Raw genomic sequence first — 22,948 nt, 5'->3', positions numbered from 1 at the left:
TATCATCAAACTGGATGTTGATGACACGTTTAAATCAATCCTGCCTTATTACCTTGTAACTCTTGAGACAAGTTATACGCTTGGTGATCTGAAAACTTAGAAATAATGTCTAAGACCTGCATGATGTTTTCATAATGGTTGCTACCAAAGTGCGCACCAGAACGACATAAAATAGCCATTAAGCGTTGTTCTTTAAAGCTCAATGTTTTATGCGGTGTTGTCAGCGGAATAAAGGCATCTAAAATATTTTGCAAACTTTGATGGGCAATAATTTCCAAACCAGCTTTTTGTGGGTGTTCAAATATTTTATCACGTGCTAAATCCTTCGCACGGTTAATGCCTAACTCAATATCAGCAGCACAGTATTGCAGTAAGCTGCCAGCCAGTTGTCCGCTTAAAATTTCAAAATGATGCTTAGCAAAAGCCGATGTGACTTCTTCAACCAGACGCTTCATCACTCGTCCGCGTAAGGCTGCAATTTTTTGCTGCCAAGTGGTATCTGGCATCGACAGTTCAGTTGGTGCGCTATATTCACCAAGCAAGCTTAAAAAAATCGGTTCAACTTCTTCATAAGACAACATGTTTAAAATGATGCCATCTTCAAGATCAATCAGGGCGTAGCAAATATCATCTGCTGCTTCAAGTAAATAAGTCAGCGGATGACGACAATAGTGATATTCACCCAGTTGAATCAGTCCGAGTTGCTCTGCGATTTGTTGCAGGATTTCTTTTTCTGCCTGATAGCAGCCAAATTTGGCACGTTTACTGGCAGGAGTATTGCCTTGTGATTCGATGGTTTTCGATAGCCACGGATATTTTAAATAAGCGCCCAACGTTGCATAGGTCAGACGCATGCCACCATCATTAGGGTGATAGTCAATTTTAGTCAGTAAGCGTAGACCTTGGGCATTTCCTTCAAACTGACGCACATCGGCTTGTTCTTCTGCGGAAAGCTTCTCTAAAAAGTTTCCATGTGATGCATCGTCGAACCATTCACGAATGGCATATTCACCTGCATGACCAAACGGTGGGTTCCCAATATCATGTGCTAAACAAGCCGCTTGAATAATGGCTCCAACATCGGCAGGGGAAATCCACATTGGTAGTTCATCTTTGATTTTTTCCGCTGCGAGCATGCCAAGAGAGCGTCCAATACAGGAGACTTCGAGCGAATGCGTTAAACGGGTGTGAATGCCATCGTGTTGAGTCAGTGGATGGACTTGGGTTTTTCGGTTCAGTTGGCGAAAACTTTGGGAAAAAATAATTCGATCATAATCTTTGTGAAATGGGCTACGTGCCAATTCGGTATTTTGTTTTTTACTTCCAATACGAACTGTTGAGAGCAGTTCCAACCAACGCATTTGCATCATTTATCATTATTCAGTGAGTTATTGGCTTCATCATGCCAAAAAAGTGTGACGAGCTCTAGAGGGCTGCGACATAAGTTGTCTTTTAATTTTTGCAGCATTAAATTTTCATCAATAGAACATCTTAATACAGTTATGTTAGTTCTCAAGGAGGCTATAAACTTCTTTATTCGTAGCTTGAATATCAATTAACAATGGTTTTTAGAACCGAATCAAAGCCTAAAAGTCGGGCATCTTTGAAATTTATCCCTTAAAACATTTGTTACTAATCATGTTTGATTTTTAAAGTCAAAGTAAATTGATCTTTTAAAACAAAGAAATCTCACTTTTTTAAGTCGTAGACGACTAGCTGATTTTGGCAATACACAGTAGAATATGCGCTCTCTTCAAGTCACATTGAGGTAGGTTGCCTAGACCTGCCCGTGGAGCCAAAAACAGCATGTTTATCGTTGCCGGTGCACCTGCACACTCTTCTTTTAAGCAAACACAACTTTTAACACGTCTATCGTCTATTAGTTCTGTTCAATCAATAGAAAGCCAATGGGTTTACCTTTTCGACCAAGCGCTCGACGAGCAACAACAGCAATCTGCTTTGCAGCTATTAAATGATGGCGCAACCTTCCAAGTTTGCAAAGCGACAAGTGATGAAGTTCAAGTCCTTGTGACGCCACGTGTAGGTACAATCTCGCCGTGGTCATCAAAGGCAACGGATATTTTTGCTAACTGTAATACCCCGATACACCGCTTAGAACGCGGTGTTTTGTTTACTTTAAAAGGTATTTCTGAAGTATCAGATGCAGTAAAACAAGTTTTACATGACCGTATGACTGAAAGTGTGTTCAATCAAATTGAAGACGCGGCTGCATTGTTCTCTGAAACTGCACCAAAGCCTTTAAATGCAATTGACATATTAGGTCAGGGTAAAGACGCTTTAGTGAAGGCGAACTCTGAGTTTGGTTTTGCACTCTCCGATGAAGAAATTGATTATTTAGTTGCTGCTTTTAACAAGCTCGGTCGTAATCCGCACGATATTGAACTAATGATGTTTGCTCAGGCAAACTCAGAACACTGTCGTCATAAAATCTTTGGTTCTGAATGGACAATTGATGGTGAAAAACAACCATTGTCATTATTCCAAATGATTAAAAACACTTATAAAGAATCACCGACAGACGTATTGTCAGCATATAAAGACAATGCTTCGGTGATTGTTGGTTTTGACACACAACGTTTCTATCCAAAGAAAGATGAAGCGACGGGTCACCACGTTTATAAATACAAGAGCCAAGCCGCTCACATCCTCATGAAAGTGGAAACACATAACCACCCAACTGCAATTGCTCCATTTGCTGGTGCTGCGACTGGTTCGGGCGGTGAAATCCGTGATGAAGGCGCAACAGGTCGTGGTGGTAAACCAAAAGCAGGTTTAACAGGCTTTACCGTATCTAACTTGAACATTCCGGGCTTTGAACAGCCTTGGGAAGAAAACTACGGCAAGCCATCTCGTATGGCATCTCCGCTTCAAATCATGATTGAAGGTCCATTGGGTGGTGCTGCGTTTAACAACGAGTTTGGTCGTCCTGCGTTAAATGGTTACTTCCGTACATTTGAACAAAATGTAAATGGCGATGTGAAAGGCTTCCATAAGCCCATTATGATTGCGGGTGGTTACGGTAACATCCGTCCAGACCACGTGGAAAAAGATGCGATTCAACCAGGCGATTTGCTGATTGTTCTTGGTGGCCCTGCAATGCTAATCGGTCTTGGTGGCGGTGCAGCATCTTCTGTAGACAGCGGTAAACTCGGTGAAAACCTAGATTTCGCTTCTGTACAACGTGAAAACCCTGAAATGGAACGTCGTTGCCAAGAAGTGATTGATGCATGCTGGCGTATGGAAGACTTCAACCCAATCGTGTCTGTGCATGACGTGGGTGCAGGTGGTGTTTCGAACGCAATGCCTGAACTGGTGAATGACCACGAACTGGGTGCGATTCTTGATTTACGTAAGATTCCATCACTTGAGCCGGGTATGTCTCCAATGGAGATCTGGTCAAATGAAGCGCAAGAACGTTATGTGTTGGCGATTCGTCCAAGTTCTTTAGAACTATTTGAATCATTATGTGCGCGTGAACGTTGTCCTTTTGCCGTTTTAGGTGAAGCAACAGAAGCGCGTCAATTGACGGTGAATGATCCATTGTTTAACAACAAAGCCGTGGATATGCCAATGCAAGTCATGCTAGGTGGCACACCTCGTATGAGCCGTTCGTATGAAACGATTGAACGTCAAGGCGATGACTTTGATGCATCTAAAGTTACAGATTTGAAAGATGCGATTTACCGTGTGCTTAAAAACCCAACGGTTGCATCGAAATCATTCCTGATCACCATTGGTGATCGTTCAATTACAGGTATGGTTGCACGTGATCAGTTTGTAGGCCGTTGGCAAGTTCCTGTTGCAGATGCAGCAGTAACCACAACAAGCTTACAAGGTTATACAGGTGAAGCAATGGCGATGGGTGAACGTCCACCTGTTGCCTTGTTAAATCCTGCGGCATCTGCGCGTTTATCAGTTGCAGAGTCGATCTCGAATATTATGTCTGCAAAAATCGACCAGATCAGTGATATTAAATTGTCTGCAAACTGGATGGCGGCAGCAGGGCAAAAAGGTGAAGACCAAGCTTTATTCGAAGGTGTAAAAGCCATCGGTATGGAAATGTGTCCTGCACTGGGTATTGCAATCCCAGTGGGTAAAGACTCATTGTCAATGCGTACTACTTGGAATGATGAAGGCGAAGACAAATCGGTGACTTCACCGATGTCAGGTGTAATCACAGCCTTTGCTCCTGTGACTGATGTACGTAAAACCTTAACGCCTGAATTGAAAAATGAAGAATCAGTACTTGTCCGTATTGATCTTTCTAAAGGTCAGTTCCGTTTAGGTGGCTCAATCCTTGCTCAGGTCTATAAAGCGATTGGTTCAGTGACACCAGATGTAGATAGTTTTGATGACTTCAAAGCATTCTTTGCCTTGGTTCAAGACTGGAACAACCGCGGCTTAATTAAGGCTTACCACGACATCGGTGATGGTGGTTTACTTGCAACTGTTGCGGAAATGATGTTTGCAGCACGTCTCGGTGTGGCTTTAGAAGATCAATCAACTGCAAGTTTATTTGCAGAAGAAATTGGTGCAGTGCTTCAAATCAGCGCGTCTGATTGGGCAACACTTGCAGACGAAGTTGCGGCATCTACATTACGCGATGCAATTGCGGTTATTGGTACGGTAAACAATACAGATCAATTGACTGTAAATGGCTTAGTACTTGAACGTGCAGATTTGCAAGTGGCGTGGACTGAAGTATCGCATCAGATCCAACGTTTACGTGACAACGTAGAAACAGCGGATCAAGAATTTGCATTGATCACGGACAAATCACATGCAGGTATTATTGCAAAACCTACATTTGATTTGAATGAGCCAATTGAAGCGCCGTACATCAACGAACGTCGTCCAAACATGGTGATCTTACGTGAACAAGGCGTAAACGGTCATGTTGAAATGGCTGCGGCATTCGACAAAGTTGGTTTCAACACTGTAGATGTGCACATGAGCGACTTACTCGCAGGTCGTATCAGCCTAGATGACTTTGAAGGTCTTGTGGCATGTGGTGGTTTCTCTTACGGTGACGTCATGGGTGCTGGTGGTGGCTGGGCGAAATCAGTTTTGTTCAACCCAAAACTTCGTGACCAATTTGAAAAATTCTTCAACCGTGACGAAACGTTCTCTCTTGGTATTTGTAACGGCTGTCAAATGCTGTCGCAATTGGCTCCACTGATTCCGGGTGCTGAAGCTTGGCCGCGTTTCCACCGTAATACTTCTGAGATGTTTGAAGCGCGTGTAGTTAACGTTCGTGTTGAAAAATCGAACTCTGTATTGTTAGAAGGTATGGACGGTTCAATCCTGCCGATCGCAGTTGCACATGGTGAAGGTCGTGTAGTGACCAGTGCGGATAACTTGGCTGCATTAAATGCAGGTAATCAAGTGATCTTGCGTTATGTCGATAGCCAAGGGAACCCAACTCAACACTATCCAATGAACCCGAATGGCTCGCCAGAAGCGATTTCAGGTGTAACATCGAAAGATGGTCGCGCAACGATTATGATGCCGCACCCTGAACGTAACTTCCGTGCTGTACAGCATTCTTGGAAGCCTGAAGAGTGGACAGAAGACGGTGCTTGGTTACGTATGTTCCGCAATGCACGTAAGTTCATTGGTTAATTTGAAGTCTGTGTTTTGAAAAGCCACCTTCGGGTGGCTTTTTTATTGAATCGTATTTTTAATTTTTTATTTCTCCCGTTGAAGTTGGTTTAGATTTTGCTTTTATATTTATGTGAAAGTGATATTGTGTAATAAATGCACAAATATCATGCACAATAGAAGAAAGATAGATTACTAAACAATTTCAGTATCAACACTCATGTATGAGGTGATGACATGATTAAAACAGTTACATACGAAGCAGTGGATAAGTCTGCATTGCGTAAAAAAGGATGGAAGTTGTTTGCTGTGATTTTAAGCTTGCAATTGATCTTTTTGATTTTGGGTTATGCATTGCAGATGTGATTTTTGAGAATGAAGAAACTGCCGTGAGGTAGTTTCTTATGTATTATTTGTTGAAAAAATAGTTCAAAATTATATAAATGAAAATAATAGCTGGAAGAATATAAAGTGGTTGAGATGTTCGATTTTTAATAAAAGTAGGAGAGTCACTAATTAATTTAGATTGTTCTAATGTGCTAACTTTTTCTTCAGCATTTAATTCAAAAACATCTAGAAGTTCAAATTCATCTAGTAGCCTATTAGATAATTCATTCTCTAAATTATTATTAATTTTTCTTTTGTGATAATTTGATGATGTTCTGATTGGGGTGCTTGCATCAATTTCAGATTGTAATGAAAATAGAAAATTGCGACCTAGGGATCTATAGTTTTGAATTTCTACAGCCGTTAAAATTATTGAAAAGTCACTATAAATATATGGTCTGGAACTTTGGATGCAAAAATAAAACTCTTTATTTTTTTCTAAAAGTGCCCAATTTTCTGAATAATCTATCAGTTTCATAGTATTTGGATCATCAGTTGAAATTTTATCAATGTGATACAAAAATTTTAAACAAGTAATGTATTCACTTAAATAAAATTCCTGACTAATAATTTCACCTCTTTCATATGTATTTAGTTCCCATTTTTCATCTGATATATTTTTAATAGAAATGGCTAGATCAGATGAGTACCCAAAATAGAAATAGTCTTTTCTTACAGTTTGTAAGCATTTTGACATGGGATATAGAATACGTTGGAGGTCAATAATGTTCATGTTTTTATGGGTGTTTTTTAGCCCAATAGGTGATGTGAAATTATTCTACTATATAACTTAGAATTTGATAGGTTATTTATAAAATGCTCAAACTGATCTACTATGTCCCTGAATCTCACCTTGAGGCTACGAAACTTGCGATTTTTGAAGCAGGGGCTGGTGGCATAGGAAACTATGAACACTGTGCTTGGCAAGTTTTAGGCACAGGCCAGTTTAGACCTGTAAAAGGAGCAAATCCGTTTATAGGTGAGTTGGATGCTTTGGAGCAAGTCCTAGAGTGGCGGGTAGAAACCATTGTTCCAGAGAAGAAAGCTGTCGCTGTGGCAAAGGCTTTAAAATTAAGTCATCCATATGAAGAACCCGCTTTTGAGTTTATACAGATTTTAGATATTGAATAGTTTGTACAATCTCAAATGAAGATAACAACTGTAATTTTCATTGTGAAGATAGTTTTTTACTTTTCATAGGCGAAAAGTAACAAAAGCCCTTTGTTAGATTGATGGCACGTCCATGTGCCACAATCTAACGGGCGACATCCATGTCGCCTATCGCGTATCAAGTGAAGGGGGGGATTTAACGATATAAAAGTGCTTAAACCTTCTGAATAAATAACTCGCGATCAAAACGATACTGCGGAAAAAACACACCGTCTTCTGCACGCTCACCTGCACCAATCACCATCACAGGGTATTGCTGATCATTCAGATTTAACAGTTTACGCACCAAAGGCTCATCAAAACCTTCCATCATACAACTATCGAAACCATAGGCACGTAAAGCTAGCACTAGGTTCTCGCAAGCTAAAGCTGTGGTTTTACTTGCCCAAAGTTTTGCATCGGCTTGATTAAATGCTGTTACAGGCAGTTGTTTATCTAAGCTACGTGCGATTTTGAAAGCAACTTTCTTAAAGTTACCCAGTGCATTTAAGTAACCTGTCTTATAGTTATAAGGAATGAATTTATAATATTTTTGCACAGCCGCAGGTGCTTCAGGGAAAGGGAACTCTGTGATGTTGCGTTTTGCCATTTCATCATTACGGTCTGTACGCGCGACACACACGATCAGTTCTGACGCCGTTTTTGCCGCAAGCTGATTTAGGCAAGCTTTAACCAGCTGTTTTTTCTTAGTGGGATTCTGCACCACATAAAAAGTCCAGGGTTGCAAGTTAGATGAGTTAGGCGCAAGTAGGGCCAAATCTAAACAGTCATCAAGTACTTCAGCTGGAATTTCTTTCTTGGTAAATTTACGAACCGAACGGCGGCTTTGGATGACTTTTTTAAAATTTTCGACATCGATGTCTTGTGGAGCAGGCTCAAAGTAACGCTTTTTTTCTGTAGTATTTGACATAAGAAGTTTTCCGAATAGGTTCTTAAATATGTTGGGACGGAAAATAAAAAAACCACTGTGTAATAGGAAACACAGTGGTTTTTAGTCATTCAATAATCAAGGATTAGTTGAACTGGGTGAAATCAGGTTTACGTTTTTGCATAAATGCTGATACGGCTTCCATCATTTCTGGAGAGCCGACACGATCCATGAAAATTTCAGCTTCATGATCAATCCAAGCCACAATTTCATTTACATTGTGCTTCATCAATGCCTTAGACTGCACTAAAGAGGCTAACGGTAAAGCAGACAATTGTGCCGCTTTTTTTGCAGCTGCTGCATACACATCATCTTCAATACTATTCACAATGTTTGCAGCAACTGCAGTTGCACTGTCAAACTTCTGAGCGGTTAGCAGTAATTCAGCTGCTTTGTGATAACCCGCTTGTTCTACCAATAATTTGCTTGACGCACCTTCTGGAGATAAACCAAGGCTGACAAATGGAATTTGGAATAGGGCAGTGTTGTCGCTATAAACCAAGTCACAATGTAACAGGATCGTTACCCCAATACCAATCGCCACACCACGTACAGCAGCAATCAACGGTTTAGAAAATTTTGCGGCAGATTTAAGTAAAATAAATGGAGGGCCTTCAGCCGCAGGTGCTTGACCTTTTTGCGCTGCAGATTTCATAAAATCTTGCATGTCGTTGCCTGCGGTAAAGTCCGCGTCTTCACCACGTAGAATGACAGCACGAACGCTATTGTCTAGATCTGCTTCATCTAAAGCTTTTGCGATCCATAAATAAAGTTCGCCATACAACGCATTCTTTGCTTCAGGACGGTGAATGGCTAATGTCAGTACGCCATCGTCTAATTTTGCATTCAAATGTTGATGAGGTTGTTGAATACAGCTCAGTGTCATCGTACTATCCTTGCTAGAAAGTTTGGTTTAATTTTATGGGCTCATTATGTCGCATAATTTTATGATCGACACAACTGACCAGTTCATAAAAAAGTAAAAGATTTATGCCATATACATTTGATTATCTCGTATTCATTGGTCGCTTCCAGCCATTTCACTTGGCACATATGCAAACCATCAAGATTGCTTTAGAACAAAGTCAAAATGTCATTTTGGCTCTAGGCTCTGCGCAAAATGAACGAAATACGAAAAATCCATTTTTAGCATCTGAACGTGAAGAAATGATTTTATCGAACTTTTCAGAAGCACATCAAAAACGGATTCACTTTGTACATGTAATTGATGTTTATAATGATGTTAAATGGGTGCAATTGGTAAAAAAATTAGTGAATCATGTAGTCACACCTGAGGCGAAGGTTGGACTGATTGGCCATTTTAAAGATGATTCCTCGTATTATTTACAGCTTTTTCCTGAGTGGCAAATGGTTGAGCTCGATAGTCTACAAGACGCGATGTCTGCAACACCTGTTCGAGAAGCTTATTATCGTGGCGACATTCTAGAGCAGGCGTTTCCATTGGGAACCAGTGAGTTTTTACATAAATTCCAACAAAGTGAAATATATAAACAGTTACAACACAAATTTTTAACTCAGGACCCATCCAATTTAGACTAAGGTTCTCAGTCGAATAAAAATATTTCGACGAGGATCGAGTTCAATGGATAGAAAACAACAGACGAAACAGATTGCACGTCATGCGGTCATTAAAAATGCTTTGATGATAGCAGGTGTTACATTTGCATTTAGCACTCAAGTGCAAGCTCAGTCATGGACATTGACACCTCAGAGTAATGTAGGTTTTGAAATTAAATCCTTGGGTGTAACCGTTGTAAGAGCTAAGTTCAATCGGGTGCAATCCAGTATGCAGTTTGATGCCAAAGCACCACAGCATGCTTCAACGAACTTTGTCATGGATGTAAATAGCTTAAGCTTGAGCAAGCCTTCACTGAAAAATATGATTTTGGGTGAAGATTTGTTTTATGCATCCAAGTACAAAAGCGCTAACTTTAAAAGTACCAGTTTTAAAGATTTGGGTGGTGGTCAATATAATATTGTCGGAAACTTAACACTTCGCGGCATTACCAAGCCTGTTAGCTTTAGCACGACCTTAAAACCAAGTGCCAATAATGCTAATCTGCTGGATGTTCACTCATCAGCCGCGATTAACCGAAGTGACTTTGGCATGAAAAAAGCCATTGGCGGTGTAGGCGAAAAAGTGAATATTCAACTGTCAGGGCAGTGGAAAGTGCAATAGAGGCTTCATATCTTAAAGACCTATATTCAGGGCTTTATTAATTCATCGCTGCGTGAGCCTGTTCAATCAAGAGATCTGTCAGCACATTTAATTGTACCGACTGTTGTTTCCAATGGTGCCAATACAAAGGCAAATCGATATTGAGTTGAGGATCTACCTCAACCAATGAGCCATCCTCCAAACGTGGTTTGGCTTGATAATAGGGCAACCAACCGTAGCCGAGTCCCATCGTAACCGCATCAAAAAATGCACTGGAAGATGGAATAAAGTGATGCGGATATTGAGTTGGATTGAGTCCGAATTTTTGTTGGATATACGCGGTGTGGAGTTGATCTTTTGCATTAAAGATCAGGGCAGGGGCTGCACGTAGAGACTCTCGGTTGACGCCTTGTCTAAACCATTGCTGCGCAAAAGTTGGCGTGGCGACAAAACGATAGTTCATATCGCCAATGTATTCCGCTACGCAACCTTTCATCGCTTGTGATTCATCTGTCACGCAGGCATTCACCAAACCGGCTTCAAGTAAGTGATGGGTTTGTGATTGATCATCGACCTGAAAATGCACCACGATCTTTTGTTCAATTAATGTTGACTGTAGCAACGGCAACAACCATGTCGCTAAGGAGTCAGCATTGGTTGCAATGTTGATTTGATAAAAAGCTGAAGTGTTCATATGACCTGTGAGGTTTTGAATGAAACTTTGCTCTAACAGTCGGCTATGTTGTAAATAATGCAGCAGTGATTGTCCTGCTTGTGTCGGGCGGCAAGGTCTTTCCCGCACAATTAATAAATGCCCCAAACTTTTTTCTAGGCTTTGTACGCGTAAAGTGACGGCAGAAGCAGTAATGCATAGCTGTTCAGCAGCAAGGTCAAAACTTCCTGTTTCTGCCACAGCTAAAAATGCGTCGCACTGTTTATGATTCAGCATATCAAGACTCACTTTAAACTAAAAATATTTTAGTTATATTGATATTTTCTAAATAATACTTAATTTAACTAAAAATGAAAGATAATCCTGACATCATCAATTAAGTTGAAAAGTCAAAATGTTAAGTACATATGTACAAGGGTTTGCAGTCGGGATGAGCCTCATTATTGCCATTGGGGCTCAAAATGCATTCGTGCTAAAACAGGGGCTCAAAAAGCAGTTTGTTTTTTGGGTATGTTTTGTCTGTGCATTGTCGGATTCGATTTTAATTGTCTTGGGTGTTGCGGGTTTTTCAAAAGTGCTTCAGCACTATCCTGAAATTATTCAGTTTTCCAAATGGGCGGGGGCACTTTTCCTGTTTTGTTATGGATTACAACATGCACTGCGGGCATTCAAATCACAGCAGGGCTTGGAGGCAAGTCCCATTGAAAAGCATCATCTAGTGAATATTGTTTTGCTGTGTTTGGCGCTGACTTGGCTTAATCCGCATGTATATTTAGATACGGTTATTTTACTGGGTTCAATTTCAACACAGTTTGAGCAACCTGCGTACTTTGCTCTAGGGGCAGTGTGTGCATCTTGGTTGTTTTTCTTTGCTTTGGGCTATGGTGCTCGTGTGCTTATCCCCATTTTTGCAAATCCGAAAGCGTGGAATGTACTGGATGGGATCATCGCGCTGGTGATGTGGGGGATCGCCATTTCACTGCTTGTGAAATAAAAGCGTGTGCAAAGAAACTATAAATTAAAAAATCACAAAAAACAAAGCCCGCATCTGCGGGCTTATATGCATTAAGCTTGTAATGCTTTTAAGTCTTCTAAAACTTGTTCAGCATGTCCCGCAGCTTTTACTTTACGATACTCTTTTACCAGCTTACCGTTATGGAAAATAAACGTTGAGCGCTCAATGCCCATCACTTTTTTACCATACATATTTTTTTCTTTAATCACATCAAAGTGTTTACACAGTACTTCTTCTTTGTCGCTAATTAAATTAATGGTTAAGGCCTGCTTTTCCGTAAAATTTTGGTGCGCTTTAATCGAGTCACGTGAAACACCAATGATTGTGGTTTGTAGGGCATCAAACTGGTCTTTTAAACATGAAAAACCAACGGCTTGAGTTGTGCATCCAGGAGTTGAATCTTTCGGGTAAAAATACACAATCAGCCACTCAGTCGGCACTTCAGTTAAGTTCACTTCACCAGTTGTGGTTGGAAAGTTCTGATTTGGAAGTTGGATGGTATCAGTCATGTTCTATCCTTAAATGTCGCGTTGTTCTAATTCAAGTGGTAAAAAGGCATAATTTTCGTGATACAGAATATCACCTTTAACAACTGAAAGTGGATGTTTGAAAATTGGGCCATCAATCACCGTAGTGTGGAATTCACCTGCTTCACCACAAGGGTCAATGCCTCTTGCAACAAGTTGATCGACATATTCCAGGCTGAGCACTTGACCTAAGTCTTCAACCTTCATGCCTAAGTTTAAGTTGACAGTAACGATGATGCTTTGAAATCCAAGTTGAATAAACTCATGCACAATGTCTAAACGTGGACGTTGCCACAGGGGCATACATAAACTGAGCTTACTTTTATCACACACGGATTGATTCCATTCGGCATGTGCCATTAAATCAATATCACCTGTAACTAATGTTTCTGCTCCAAGAGCTTGAGCTTTTTGTAACAGTTGAATGAACTGGTTTTCATAGTCTTGCCACGTTGCGGAGGCACTGTAGATGGGAAGCCCAATTGCTTTGGCCTGTCCATGAATAATATCGAGAGACATTCCATGTGAGCGTGATTTCAGACCTTGCTCTTCTAACATGACAATTAATGCAACAGGTTCACCCATTTGTATCGCTTGGTATAAAGCAAGGCTGCTGTCTTTTCCACCACTATATGACGCAACAAATTTGCGATTTTGGGCGCGTGTATTCCATTCGGTGAGCATATTTTCAGGTTCTATCTATTTTGAACATATAAAAAAGCCTGCATAGAGCAGGCTTCATTCACATTCAGTGAATTATTTTTTCGGAGCAGCTTTCATTGCTTCTTCAGTTAAAGATTTTAATTTACCTGTTAACTGTGGACCGAAACATGTTTGTAGGTCGTTATTTTGCTTTTGTACAAAAGCTAAAGTAGACGGGCTTTTCTTTTGGTTGATCGCACTTTGGATTTCCCATTTTTGTGCATTGGTCAACTTACCATCAGCTTCAACTGCACAAGTACAGTATTTGCTTACTTCCGCTGCGCTAAGCTTTTTGCTTTTTGCAGTTTCTTCTTTACAAACATTAATTAATGCCGATTTTACATTGCTGCTTTTATACGCTTCTTGTAATTTGTTCGATTCAGCAGCATTTGAAGCTGTAGCGAACAATGCAGCTGCAGACACCAATGTAGAAAGCAAAATGTTTGATTTTAAATTTTTCATAAACTGTACCTTGTCGTTACGGTATATAACGCGTTGGGTCTGTTACGCCAGCATCTGCAAAACCTTCTTTACGAAGACGGCAGCTGTCGCATTTCCCACAAGCACGTCCTTGGTCATCTGCTTGGTAGCAAGACACCGTTTGACTATAGTCTACGCCATGTTCTATACCTAAGCGAATAATATTTGCTTTGGATAAATGTAACAGAGGTGTTTCAAATTTAAGAGGTTTTCCTTCAACGCCAACCTTGGTTGCAAGGCGAGCCATGTTGGCAAATGCCTCAATAAATTCAGGACGACAGTCAGGATATCCTGAATAATCAACAGCATTAATACCAATCACAATGGCTTCGGCATCTAAAACTTCTGCTGCTGCTAGGGCATAAGACAAGAAAATTGTGTTACGTGCTGGAACATAAGTTACAGGAATACCAACTTGTTCATGATCTGGAACATCAATGCTATGGTCTGTTAACGCAGAACCGCCCAAATTACCTAAATCGATATTAATGACACGATGTTCTACGCCTGCTTTTTTTGTCAGTTCACGTGCGGCATCGAGCTCAGTGGTTGAGCGTTGACCATACATAAAGCTGAGCGCTGTACAGTCATACTGTGCTTGCGCCCATGCTAAACAAGTTGTTGAGTCTAAACCGCCAGATAACAAAACTATGGCACGAGGGCGCATAAAAATTTCTCCAAATATAAATTAAAGATGAATAGGCAATATATTAGCGACCAGTTTCGTCATTCCAAAGCAACTTATGGAGTTGGAGTTGGAAGCAAACAGGGAGATGGTCTTCTAATATCCATTGCGCTAAGTCACGCGCAAGTTGAGGTAAACGAGCAGCACCTTTCTCAACCGCAAAAGCAGGAGAGAACCATACTGTGCTGACTTTTTCATTGAGTTTATAGTCTTCAACTTGCTGTTTTGACCATTCATAATCTTCACGGTTACAAATGACAAACTTGATTTGGTCGTGCTGGGTTAAATGGTCGAGATTCGAAAGCAAATTTCGTGCAACTTCACCTGAAGTTGGAGTCTTCAAATCTAATACTTTTGAAACACGTGGGTCAACCTTAGACACATCTAAAGCACCACTGGTTTCTAAAGAGACTTCACAGCCGAGGTCAGCAAGACGTTGCATTAGAGGCAATGCATTGGGCTGTGCAAGGGGTTCACCACCTGTCACGCAGACATAAGGTGTTTTAAAATCAAGCGTGGTTTGAATAATCTGATCTAAAGATTGGCGTTCGCCACCTTCAAACGAGTAGGTCGTATCGCAGTAGGTACAACGCAGTGGACAACCCGTTAAACGAATGAAAACTGTTGGTAGTCCAGAGGTGTTGGCTTCTCCTTGCAAAGAATAAAAGATCTCCGTAATACGTAAACCCGCAGACGGATCAGAAACAGGGATAGTAGAAGATCGAAGCGTATTCATAGCAAAATTAAACCACAGGTTAGAAAAACAAAAATCTCTACGGCTAGTATTAACCGTAGAGATGAGGAACTTCAGTTCCGCACGACAACTAAAAATTATTCGTCGCGTAGTAAATCGTTCAAGCTCGTTTTAGAACGTGTTTGTGCATCTACTTTTTTCACGATGATTGCAGCATACAGGCTATAAGTACCGCATTTAGAAGGTAAGCTACCTGCAACTACAACAGAACCTGCTGGTACACGGCCGTAGTGAATTTCGCCAGTTGCACGGTCAAAAATCTTAGTCGATTGACCAATGAACACGCCCATAGAAATTACAGAACCTTCTTCTACGATCACGCCTTCTACGATTTCAGAACGTGCACCGATGAAGCAGTTATCTTCAATAATCGTTGGGTTTGCTTGAAGTGGCTCAAGAACACCACCAATCCCTACACCACCAGATAAGTGAACGTTTTTACCAATTTGAGCACATGAACCAACAGTTGCCCATGTGTCAACCATGGTACCTTCGTCAACATATGCACCAATGTTCACATAAGAAGGCATTAACACCACATTTTTCGCTTGGAAAGAACCTTTACGTGCAACCGCTGGAGGAACAACACGTACGCCAGCCGCTTTAAACTGTTCTTCAGTCCAACCTGTAAATTTAGTATCTACTTTGTCGTAGAATTGAAGGTCACATGACTCAATTGGTTTGTTGTCATTTAGTTTGAATGATAAAAGCACAGCTTTTTTCACCCATTGATGAACAACCCACTCACCATCAATTTTTTCAGCAACACGTAATGTCCCGTTATCTAAACCAGCAATGACTTCTTCAACTGCTGCACGAACTTCAGCAGGACAGTCCGCTGCTGTAAAATTCGCACGGTCTTCAAACGCTTGTTCAATAATTGTTGAAAGCTGAGACATGATCTTCCTTCCAGAAAAAAAATTTTCCTGATTTTACACTAAATTGTGCAGAGAATAGATGAAAAAACAGCATAGGATCGGAAATAATAATGAATGATTGGAAATACGACTTTTAGTGCTGTTCGAGTAGAGGAATTAAGTAAAGAATTGCGATTTACAACAACAAGAAAGTATAAAATGTATCAAAAAATAACAAAAACAACCCAAATCTAGAATAAAAAACAGTCAAGGGGTGTTTTAAGATGGGCTCATCAAAAAATTGTAAATGATGTAAAAATATCTTTGCTTGGAGGAGAAAAAACATGAAATCATTACGTTTAGTTGCAATTGCAGCAGCAATGTCAGCAGTCGCAGGTACAGCTTTTGCTGATGATGCAGTCGTAAAAGATGGTTATGCTTTTGACCAAAATAAATTAATTCCTACGGGTGTTCGTGCTGAAGTTGGTACAACAGGTTATGGTGGTGCTTTGTTGTGGACAGCTAACCCATATGTTGGTTTAGCTTTAGGTTACAACGGTGGTGACATTTCATGGTCTGATGATTTGTCTATCGATGGCACCAAATACGACATGGATATGGACAACAGCCTTGCTTATTTAAATGCTGAGATTCGTCCATGGGGTACAAGTACAAATCGATGGGCTCAAGGTTTATACGTTGCAGCTGGTGTAGGTTACATTGATAACGATTATGCATTGAGCAAACGTTTGAATAACTCAAATGACACAATCAAAATTGATGGTAAGAACTTCAATGCTCCATCAGGTAGTGGTTCTATCGATGGTTCTTTAGCCTATAAAAATGATATTGCTCCATATGTAGGTTTTGGTTTAGCGCCTAAGATTAATCAAAATTGGGGTGTATTTGGTGAAGTGGGTGCTTACTACACAGGTAACCCTTCTGTAAATTTAACAGCGACAGGATTACAAGAAGTCGGTGGTTCAACTTCAGGTCAAACTGCTGCTGATAATGAAGCGCATAAAATTGCGAATGACGATAAATATGAGTGGATGCCAGTTGCAAAATTGGGTGTAAGTTACCACTGGTAATCAACGCATAAAAAAACGAGCTTCGGCTCGTTTTTTTATGTCTGACTTTAGCTAAATTCTTTAAAAATGATGTGCAAATTTGAGTCCAAAGATCCATGCATCATTGTCATTCAGCGCTGAAAGTCCTGTGATATTTGCCATTGGATTTGAGTCGGAAGATGTTTTGGGCTTCTTAAAATGCAAATAATATAGACCAGCCGCAATATCAAACTCAGTGTTGTATGTGTACATGCTGCCTAGACCAATGCCTTGACAACCATCACTTGGATTAAGCGTAGATGCAGGATTATTAATCCCCGAGTCCCAGAGCAGCTCCATAGTACTCAGCCACTTTTTATTCCATACGTGTGCTATGCCAAGTTTTGCAGACCATTGATCCTCATTGTACTGAATGAGTTTGACGTCTTTGGCTTCAGGATAAAATATCGCAACATAATCGATCACAGCTTTAAATTTGGGTGGTTGAATGACAAAGTTTTGCCAATTCACCCAGCGTAGCGTCCCGTACAAGATATTTTGATAGGGAAGTCCTGTCATGAAATCAAGATTTACCGATTGTGGTGTTTTCACCTCCATTACATTGGGTGTGTCTACGCCGACCTCGATAGATTCTGTTGTGGTGATTTCATGTTTAATCGCTGATCGATAAGTCAAAGATGTTCTAAAATAATATTCAGGGATTTGATAACTAATCCCTGCTAACCAGCCCAAGCTTTCATCTTGTTTAAACTCGGCATCATAGCCATCAAACACAGAATAGGCCTGACCTTTCGCTTTTAAAGAACCTACAAAGCTTTGATAGCTTAAACCGCCATAGATTTCCCATTGTGGGTTGAATTGGTAGCCTAAAAGCGAGCTGAGATTGTGACTTTCAAAGTCGATATCGGCAGATTCAACCTCATAACTTTCGCCATAAATCTGTGGTCGATAGCGATAATCGATGTCTACAGCAAAAGGCTGGTCATAAATGACAGCAAATTTGAATTGAGGGTTAAGTTGTAGTTTTAGTGCAGCTCCCAGCATTACTTGTTCATTGCTTAAATTGCCTGTTGAAAAGTCAGTGATGCCAAACTGTTGCAGTGTCTCTGTATGTTGAACTTGACCAGAAATATCTGGATCAATATAAGCCAGAGAAATTTCTGCATAATTTCCATGTTCAAAAAAGGGTTGTATCGTTTGACCTGAACGTTCAAAAGCAGCAGCAAAGCATGATCCCGACGAATATAAACATAAACAAAGTAATAGAGAGCCCAACAGATTTATATTCACTGTCATTGCTCATTAATATTTTTATCAATTGATCAAATAATACACCTAATCCATTTAAAGTATATGGTTTTAAAAATAAAAAAAGAGACTCTGAGGTCTCTTTTTAGAATAAAAGTATTTTAGTCTTCAGGATAAGCTACTCTTTTCAGTGCTTTGATGTCTGCATCTGGTGAGCACAACGAGATAAATTCATAGCCATAACCACGCAGGAGGTGACCTTTACGCACTGCAATCCATGTGGTATTGAGACCAAAAATATCAGTTGGAATTTGTTTTAAACGATAGTCACGTTCAACGTCATACGCCACATTGTTGACAATACCAACACCCATATTAAGCTCAACATAGGTTTTAATCACATCGGCATCTAAAGCAGACATTACGATGTCGACATCCACACCTGCATCTTCAAAGGCTTTGTCAATTTTTGAACGTCCTGTGAAACCGCCGTGATAGGTAATCAGTGGATATTCCGCCAAGTCCGCAATACTAATATTTTGCTTGCTCGCCAGTGGGTGGCTTTGCGGGGTAAGAATACTGTGTTGCCAATTATAGAACGGCACGCTAGCCAGATTGTCTTCAGTGGTCAGTGACTCAGTTGCGATACCAATATCAGCTTCACCTTGTAGAAGCATTTCGGTAATTTCAACAGGGCTGGCTTGTTGCAAAATAAGATGAACCTTTGGAAACTCTTTTTTGAATTGATTGACAATTGGTGGTAGCACATAACGCGCTTGCGTATGTGTAGTCGCAATCGTCAAGGTGCCTTCATCGACACGGTTAAAATCATCTGCAAGACGCTTAATATTGTCTGCGTCGACCAACATGCGTTCAACAATGCCCAGTAGTGCTTGGCCTGGTTCAGTTAAACCCAGTAAGCGTTTCCCTTTACGAATAAAAAGCTGTACGCCCAATTCATCTTCTAGGTCTTTAATGTGTTTACTGACGCCTGACTGAGAGGTATACAGTGCAGCAGAGGCTTCGGTGAGGTTGAAGTTTTGTCTCACCGTTTCTCGAATAATTCTGAGTTGTTGAAAGTTCATAGTTTTGGATCTCTTTTATGATGAATGAGGCGTTCAACATGCCCCATTCAATTGGTCTTAAGCCGCAGGTTTTGCAAATAAATGCAAATTTGATGGGCTTAACCATACCGTTTGATTAGGTCTAAATTGGTGTAATTTTGCTTCTTCAGAAGTCAGGGATATTTCAATCAGTTTGCCTTGGCGATCATGGAGCTCTGCAACCACTTTGCCCGCGATCCATAATTCTCGAACGAACGTTGCTTGGATGGCATTGTCTTGCGGCTGTGCATGGATACGTAGTTCATCTGGACGAGCAAAAGCAATCACGTCACCCGGAGGTGCATTGCGTAAAGAGTCTAATTGAATACGGTCTTCACCAATTTGGATTGTCCCTGCGTTATTTTGACCTTCGAAACGGTTTGCTTGACCTAAGAAGTCAAACACAAACGGCGTTGCAGGCTTTTCATAAACTTCTCGGGGTGATCCAATTTGCTCAACATTCCCTTTATTCATCACAATGATTTGATCTGCGACTTCTAACGCTTCTTCTTGGTCATGCGTTACAAAGATTGAGGTGATGTGCAGTTCATCATGCAAAGTACGTAACCAACGACGGAGCTCTTTACGTACCTTTGCATCCAAAGCACCAAAAGGTTCATCTAGCAACAGCACGCGTGGTTCAACCGCCAAAGCGCGTGCCAGTGCAATACGTTGACGTTGACCGCCAGAAAGTTGTGCTGGGTAACGGTCTGCCAAGAACCCCAATTGGACTAAGTCCAGTAAACGCGTGACACGTTTTTTAATTTCAGCTTCAGATGGGCGTGTTGCACGTGGGCGAACGCGGAGACCAAAGGCGATATTGTCAAATACGGTCATATGGCGAAACAAGGCATAGTGCTGAAATACAAAACCAACTTCGCGTTCACGTACGTGTACATTGGTTGCATCTTCACCTTCTAAGATAACTTGACCGCCATCTGCGGACTCAAGTCCTGCAATAATACGAAGTAGGGTGGTTTTACCACAGCCTGATGGCCCAAGTAATGCAACCAATTGACCATCAGGAAAATCGAGAGAAATGTTGTTCAGCGCATGGAATGCACCAAAGTGTTTTTCAATATTTTTAACTTGAATACTCATGAGGTCATTCCTTTAAACTGTTGAATCATTATGTTTGTTTTGCTTTTCTTGGCGAATCTCAACCCATGTTTTTAAAACAAGAGTCACAATCGCTAAAAGCGCCAAGAGTGAAGAGACAGCAAAAGCCGCACTAAAGGTATATTCGTTATAGAGAATTTCGACATGCAGAGGCAAGGTATTGGTTTCACCACGAATATGACCTGAAACGACCGATACCGCACCAAATTCACCCATTGCACGTGCATTACACAGAATGACTCCGTAAATTAAACCCCATTTGATGTTGGGTAGGGTTACTTTCCAGAAGGTTTGCCAGCCTGATGCACCGAGTACAATCGCAGCTTCTTCTTCTTCAGTTCCTTGGGCTTCCATGAGAGGAATAAGTTCACGTGCAACAAAAGGAACGGTGATAAAGATTGTTGCTAATACAATGGCAGGAACGGCATACAGAATTTTGATGTCGTTATCCATAAGCCAACTACCGAACCAACCTTGCGTACCAAAAATCAGTACCAGCATTAAGCCCGCGATAACAGGGGATACTGAAAATGGCATATCAATAATCGTGGTTAAGATAGATTTACCACGGAAGTTAAATTTGGCTACGCACCAAGCTGCTGCAACACCAAACACGACATTCAGAGGAACTGCAATCACTGCGGTTAATAAAGTGAGTTTGACTGCGGAGAGCGTGTCTGGATGAACCAAGGCTTGTGCATAGACACCGACCCCTTGTTTAAAGGCCTCAACGAACACCAAAATCAGCGGTAAGATCAGACAGCTCAGAAAGAACAGCAGAGCAATCGTAATCAGGGTGTAGCGAACCCAAGTTGGCTCACGTGTTGCATCACGCGATTGTAGCTTTTCAGCAAGCGCATTACTGTTGATATTCATCGTGCTGTTCTCCCTGTACGACGGCTTGCCCATGCTTGTAACAAGTTAATCAGGAATAAAATCGCAAAAGACAGCACCAACATGACGACTGCAATCGTGGTTGCACCTGCATAGTCATATTCTTCTAAGCGCGAAATAATCATGAGTGGCGCAATTTCTGTTTTAAACGGCTGGTTTCCAGCAATAAAGATCACTGAACCGTATTCACCGACGCCACGTGCAAAGGCAAGTGCAAAACCAGTAATGAGTGCTGGAAATAAAATCGGCAAAATCACTTTGGTCACAATCTGTAGACGATTAGCACCTAATGCTGATGCTGCTTCTTCTAACTCTGTTTCCAAGTCGCTGAGGACAGGTTGCACAGTCCGCACTACAAAAGGAATGCCAATAAAAATCAGTGCCAAGGTAATCCCAATTGGGGTATAGGCCACTTGAATCCCTAAAGGTTCAAGATATTGACCAATCCAACCTGTAGGCGCATAAAGCGAGGTGAGTGCAATACCTGCAACAGCGGTGGGTAAGGCAAACGGTAAGTCGACCAAAGCATCTACAATGCGTTTACCTGGAAAACGGTAACGAACTAAACACCATGCCAGAAGTAGACCAAAAACCACATTAATAAACGCGGCGATCAGCGCTGTACTAAAACTGAGCTGCAAAGATTTTAAAATACGTTCTGAACTTAAAATTTCCCATAAACCATCCCAACCAATGCCTAAAGATTTAATGAAAACAGCGGACAACGGAATGAGAACGATTAATGACAAATATGCTAGGGTAAAGCCTAGAGAAAGACCAAATCCTGGCAGCACTCGGGATCGCTGCGACATGATTACTCCTCAAAGAGAGAAAGCTGACCTAAAAAGAGTCAGCTCAAATAAAACTGAATTTCGGCACAAGTATCATTTACAGCGTTTAAATTGCAAATTTAAATAAATACTTGCTTTCATTGTAAAAACTAATGTTTTTTAGCACATTTTCTGAAATCAAAAAATCATAAATTTCAGGGAATGGCCCAAAACCTGCCGCAACATTAATATGTCCGACTTGTCCCAAGTTCTTAGGCCTAATTTTCCATGCTTTTGCCAGTTGCAGCGCATCTTGAAAATTAAGCCAAGGATCATTTTCACTGATGATCATTTGGGTGGGAACTTGCAGCTTGAGTTGGTGGAAATACTGTTGATAGTCATTTTGACTATCACGAGCAAAACCAGCATCACCAAAGCGAGCAGGATTGGCTGGTGCAACCAGAACTAAATTTTTGATTTTTTGATTTAGTTCAGGATGCTGTGCTAAAGCAGCGACTGTCGTTAAACAGCCAAAGCTGTGCGCCACAATTTGAATCGGTTCCTGAATGGCTTGAACCGTTTTGACAAATTGTTCAATCCACTCATGGAGTACGGGTTTATTCCAATCCTGCTGCTGTACACGAGAGCATGACTTGAGCTGACGTTGTAACCACGATTGCCAGTGGTCATGTTCACTTCCACCCACGCCCGGTACAATTACAGTATGAATCATGTCGACACTCCCTTACAGCTATTTACTGGACT

At 40.9% G+C, this 22,948-nt stretch carries 24 protein-coding genes; 7 read left to right on the top strand and 17 right to left on the bottom strand.

From position 1 onward, the window contains the following. Window positions 1-29: 29 nt before the first annotated feature. Window positions 30-1,370, bottom strand: coding sequence for a deoxyguanosinetriphosphate triphosphohydrolase (locus RR876_RS01200; protein WP_004980599.1), 1,341 nt, complete (start codon window positions 1,368-1,370; stop codon window positions 30-32). Between the two features lie 436 nt (window positions 1,371-1,806). Between RR876_RS01200 and purL the strand changes: the two genes are divergently transcribed. After that, entirely contained in the window at window positions 1,807-5,643 is a 3,837-nt protein-coding gene (gene purL / locus RR876_RS01195; protein WP_332476993.1) for a phosphoribosylformylglycinamidine synthase, read from the top strand. Window positions 5,644-5,859: 216 nt separating this feature from the next. Beyond that, window positions 5,860-5,988, top strand: coding sequence for a KGW motif small protein (locus RR876_RS01190; RefSeq protein WP_004693854.1), 129 nt, complete (start codon window positions 5,860-5,862; stop codon window positions 5,986-5,988). A gap of 43 nt (window positions 5,989-6,031) precedes the next feature. Here the strand turns inward: RR876_RS01190 and RR876_RS01185 are convergent, their stop codons facing one another. After that, on the bottom strand, window positions 6,032-6,706 hold the full coding sequence (locus RR876_RS01185) for a hypothetical protein (protein ID WP_332637060.1): 675 nt from the start codon (window positions 6,704-6,706) through the stop codon (window positions 6,032-6,034). 119 nt (window positions 6,707-6,825) lie between these two features. On the opposite strand from RR876_RS01185, the gene RR876_RS01180 reads away from it, so the two are divergent. Next, window positions 6,826-7,140, top strand: a complete 315-nt coding sequence (locus tag RR876_RS01180; protein ID WP_332476995.1) for an NGG1p interacting factor NIF3 — start codon at window positions 6,826-6,828, stop codon at window positions 7,138-7,140. A 193-nt stretch (window positions 7,141-7,333) separates the two neighbouring features. On the opposite strand, the gene RR876_RS01175 is transcribed toward RR876_RS01180, so the two are convergent. Together RR876_RS01175 and RR876_RS01170 are read right to left on the bottom strand one after the other, a co-directional pair. Then, entirely contained in the window at window positions 7,334-8,089 is a 756-nt protein-coding gene (locus tag RR876_RS01175; RefSeq protein ID WP_332476996.1) for a nitroreductase family protein, read from the bottom strand. A gap of 103 nt (window positions 8,090-8,192) precedes the next feature. Then, on the bottom strand, window positions 8,193-8,993 hold the full coding sequence (locus RR876_RS01170) for an enoyl-CoA hydratase-related protein (protein ID WP_332476997.1): 801 nt from the start codon (window positions 8,991-8,993) through the stop codon (window positions 8,193-8,195). Between the two features lie 104 nt (window positions 8,994-9,097). Here RR876_RS01170 and RR876_RS01165 point away from each other — a divergent pair, with 104 nt between their 5' ends. Next, window positions 9,098-9,667, top strand: coding sequence for a nicotinate-nicotinamide nucleotide adenylyltransferase (locus RR876_RS01165; protein ID WP_010326421.1), 570 nt, complete (start codon window positions 9,098-9,100; stop codon window positions 9,665-9,667). Window positions 9,668-9,710: 43 nt separating this feature from the next. Continuing rightward, on the top strand, window positions 9,711-10,307 hold the full coding sequence (locus tag RR876_RS01160; protein WP_332476998.1) for a YceI family protein: 597 nt from the start codon (window positions 9,711-9,713) through the stop codon (window positions 10,305-10,307). 37 nt (window positions 10,308-10,344) lie between these two features. Here RR876_RS01160 and RR876_RS01155 read toward each other — a convergent pair whose 3' ends face one another. Further along, on the bottom strand, window positions 10,345-11,235 hold the full coding sequence (locus RR876_RS01155; protein WP_332476999.1) for a LysR family transcriptional regulator ArgP: 891 nt from the start codon (window positions 11,233-11,235) through the stop codon (window positions 10,345-10,347). Between the two features lie 118 nt (window positions 11,236-11,353). On the opposite strand from RR876_RS01155, the gene RR876_RS01150 reads away from it, so the two are divergent. Beyond that, window positions 11,354-11,953 (top strand): LysE/ArgO family amino acid transporter, encoded by a 600-nt coding sequence (locus tag RR876_RS01150; RefSeq protein WP_332477000.1) that lies wholly within the window; start codon window positions 11,354-11,356, stop codon window positions 11,951-11,953. A 71-nt stretch (window positions 11,954-12,024) separates the two neighbouring features. Here the strand turns inward: RR876_RS01150 and RR876_RS01145 are convergent, their stop codons facing one another. The 6 genes from RR876_RS01145 to dapD form a co-directional block, all read right to left on the bottom strand. Continuing rightward, the gene (locus tag RR876_RS01145; RefSeq protein WP_332477001.1) at window positions 12,025-12,483 is read right to left on the bottom strand and encodes a peroxiredoxin; all 459 of its coding nucleotides are present in this window, start codon (window positions 12,481-12,483) and stop codon (window positions 12,025-12,027) included. A 9-nt stretch (window positions 12,484-12,492) separates the two neighbouring features. Then, entirely contained in the window at window positions 12,493-13,185 is a 693-nt protein-coding gene (locus tag RR876_RS01140; protein WP_332477002.1) for a diphthine--ammonia ligase, read from the bottom strand. A gap of 72 nt (window positions 13,186-13,257) precedes the next feature. Beyond that, complete coding sequence (locus RR876_RS01135; protein WP_004980581.1) at window positions 13,258-13,665, bottom strand: hypothetical protein; 408 nt, start codon at window positions 13,663-13,665, stop codon at window positions 13,258-13,260. A gap of 16 nt (window positions 13,666-13,681) precedes the next feature. Beyond that, on the bottom strand, window positions 13,682-14,350 hold the full coding sequence (gene queC, locus RR876_RS01130) for a 7-cyano-7-deazaguanine synthase QueC (protein WP_004693831.1): 669 nt from the start codon (window positions 14,348-14,350) through the stop codon (window positions 13,682-13,684). A 43-nt stretch (window positions 14,351-14,393) separates the two neighbouring features. Continuing rightward, on the bottom strand, window positions 14,394-15,104 hold the full coding sequence (gene queE, locus RR876_RS01125) for a 7-carboxy-7-deazaguanine synthase QueE (protein ID WP_234962741.1): 711 nt from the start codon (window positions 15,102-15,104) through the stop codon (window positions 14,394-14,396). 95 nt (window positions 15,105-15,199) lie between these two features. Further along, window positions 15,200-16,021, bottom strand: coding sequence for a 2,3,4,5-tetrahydropyridine-2,6-dicarboxylate N-succinyltransferase (gene dapD / locus RR876_RS01120; protein WP_004693827.1), 822 nt, complete (start codon window positions 16,019-16,021; stop codon window positions 15,200-15,202). Window positions 16,022-16,323: 302 nt separating this feature from the next. Here dapD and carO point away from each other — a divergent pair, with 302 nt between their 5' ends. Next, a complete protein-coding gene (gene carO / locus RR876_RS01115; RefSeq protein WP_332477003.1) occupies window positions 16,324-17,070 on the top strand; it encodes an ornithine uptake porin CarO in 747 nt (248 codons plus the stop codon). Window positions 17,071-17,130: 60 nt separating this feature from the next. Here carO and RR876_RS01110 read toward each other — a convergent pair whose 3' ends face one another. From RR876_RS01110 to RR876_RS01085, 6 genes are all read right to left on the bottom strand, one after another. Beyond that, window positions 17,131-18,339: an outer membrane protein transport protein gene (locus RR876_RS01110; RefSeq protein WP_332477004.1), complete on the bottom strand. Its 1,209-nt coding sequence runs from the start codon at window positions 18,337-18,339 to the stop codon at window positions 17,131-17,133. 119 nt (window positions 18,340-18,458) lie between these two features. Next, window positions 18,459-19,382, bottom strand: a complete 924-nt coding sequence (locus RR876_RS01105; RefSeq protein ID WP_332477005.1) for a CysB family HTH-type transcriptional regulator — start codon at window positions 19,380-19,382, stop codon at window positions 18,459-18,461. Window positions 19,383-19,439: 57 nt separating this feature from the next. Next, on the bottom strand, window positions 19,440-20,501 hold the full coding sequence (locus RR876_RS01100; RefSeq protein WP_332477006.1) for a sulfate ABC transporter ATP-binding protein: 1,062 nt from the start codon (window positions 20,499-20,501) through the stop codon (window positions 19,440-19,442). A 12-nt stretch (window positions 20,502-20,513) separates the two neighbouring features. Then, window positions 20,514-21,395 carry a sulfate ABC transporter permease subunit CysW gene (gene cysW, locus RR876_RS01095; protein WP_004693818.1) on the bottom strand — a complete coding sequence of 294 codons (882 nt, stop codon included), beginning with the start codon at window positions 21,393-21,395 and terminating at the stop codon, window positions 20,514-20,516. Next, window positions 21,392-22,225, bottom strand: a complete 834-nt coding sequence (gene cysT, locus RR876_RS01090; protein WP_004693816.1) for a sulfate ABC transporter permease subunit CysT — start codon at window positions 22,223-22,225, stop codon at window positions 21,392-21,394. Before cysT ends, cysW begins: the two co-directional genes overlap by 4 nt. Window positions 22,226-22,310: 85 nt before the next feature. Next, window positions 22,311-22,916 (bottom strand): alpha/beta hydrolase, encoded by a 606-nt coding sequence (locus tag RR876_RS01085; protein ID WP_332477007.1) that lies wholly within the window; start codon window positions 22,914-22,916, stop codon window positions 22,311-22,313. Window positions 22,917-22,948 lie beyond the last annotated feature (32 nt).

Origin of the sequence: Acinetobacter sp., assembly GCF_036666595.1 — a bacterium.
Taxonomy (GTDB): Bacteria; Pseudomonadota; Gammaproteobacteria; order Pseudomonadales; family Moraxellaceae; genus Acinetobacter.
Note: the sequence above shows the minus strand (reverse complement) of the source record. Positions and strands in the feature narration are given on the sequence as shown.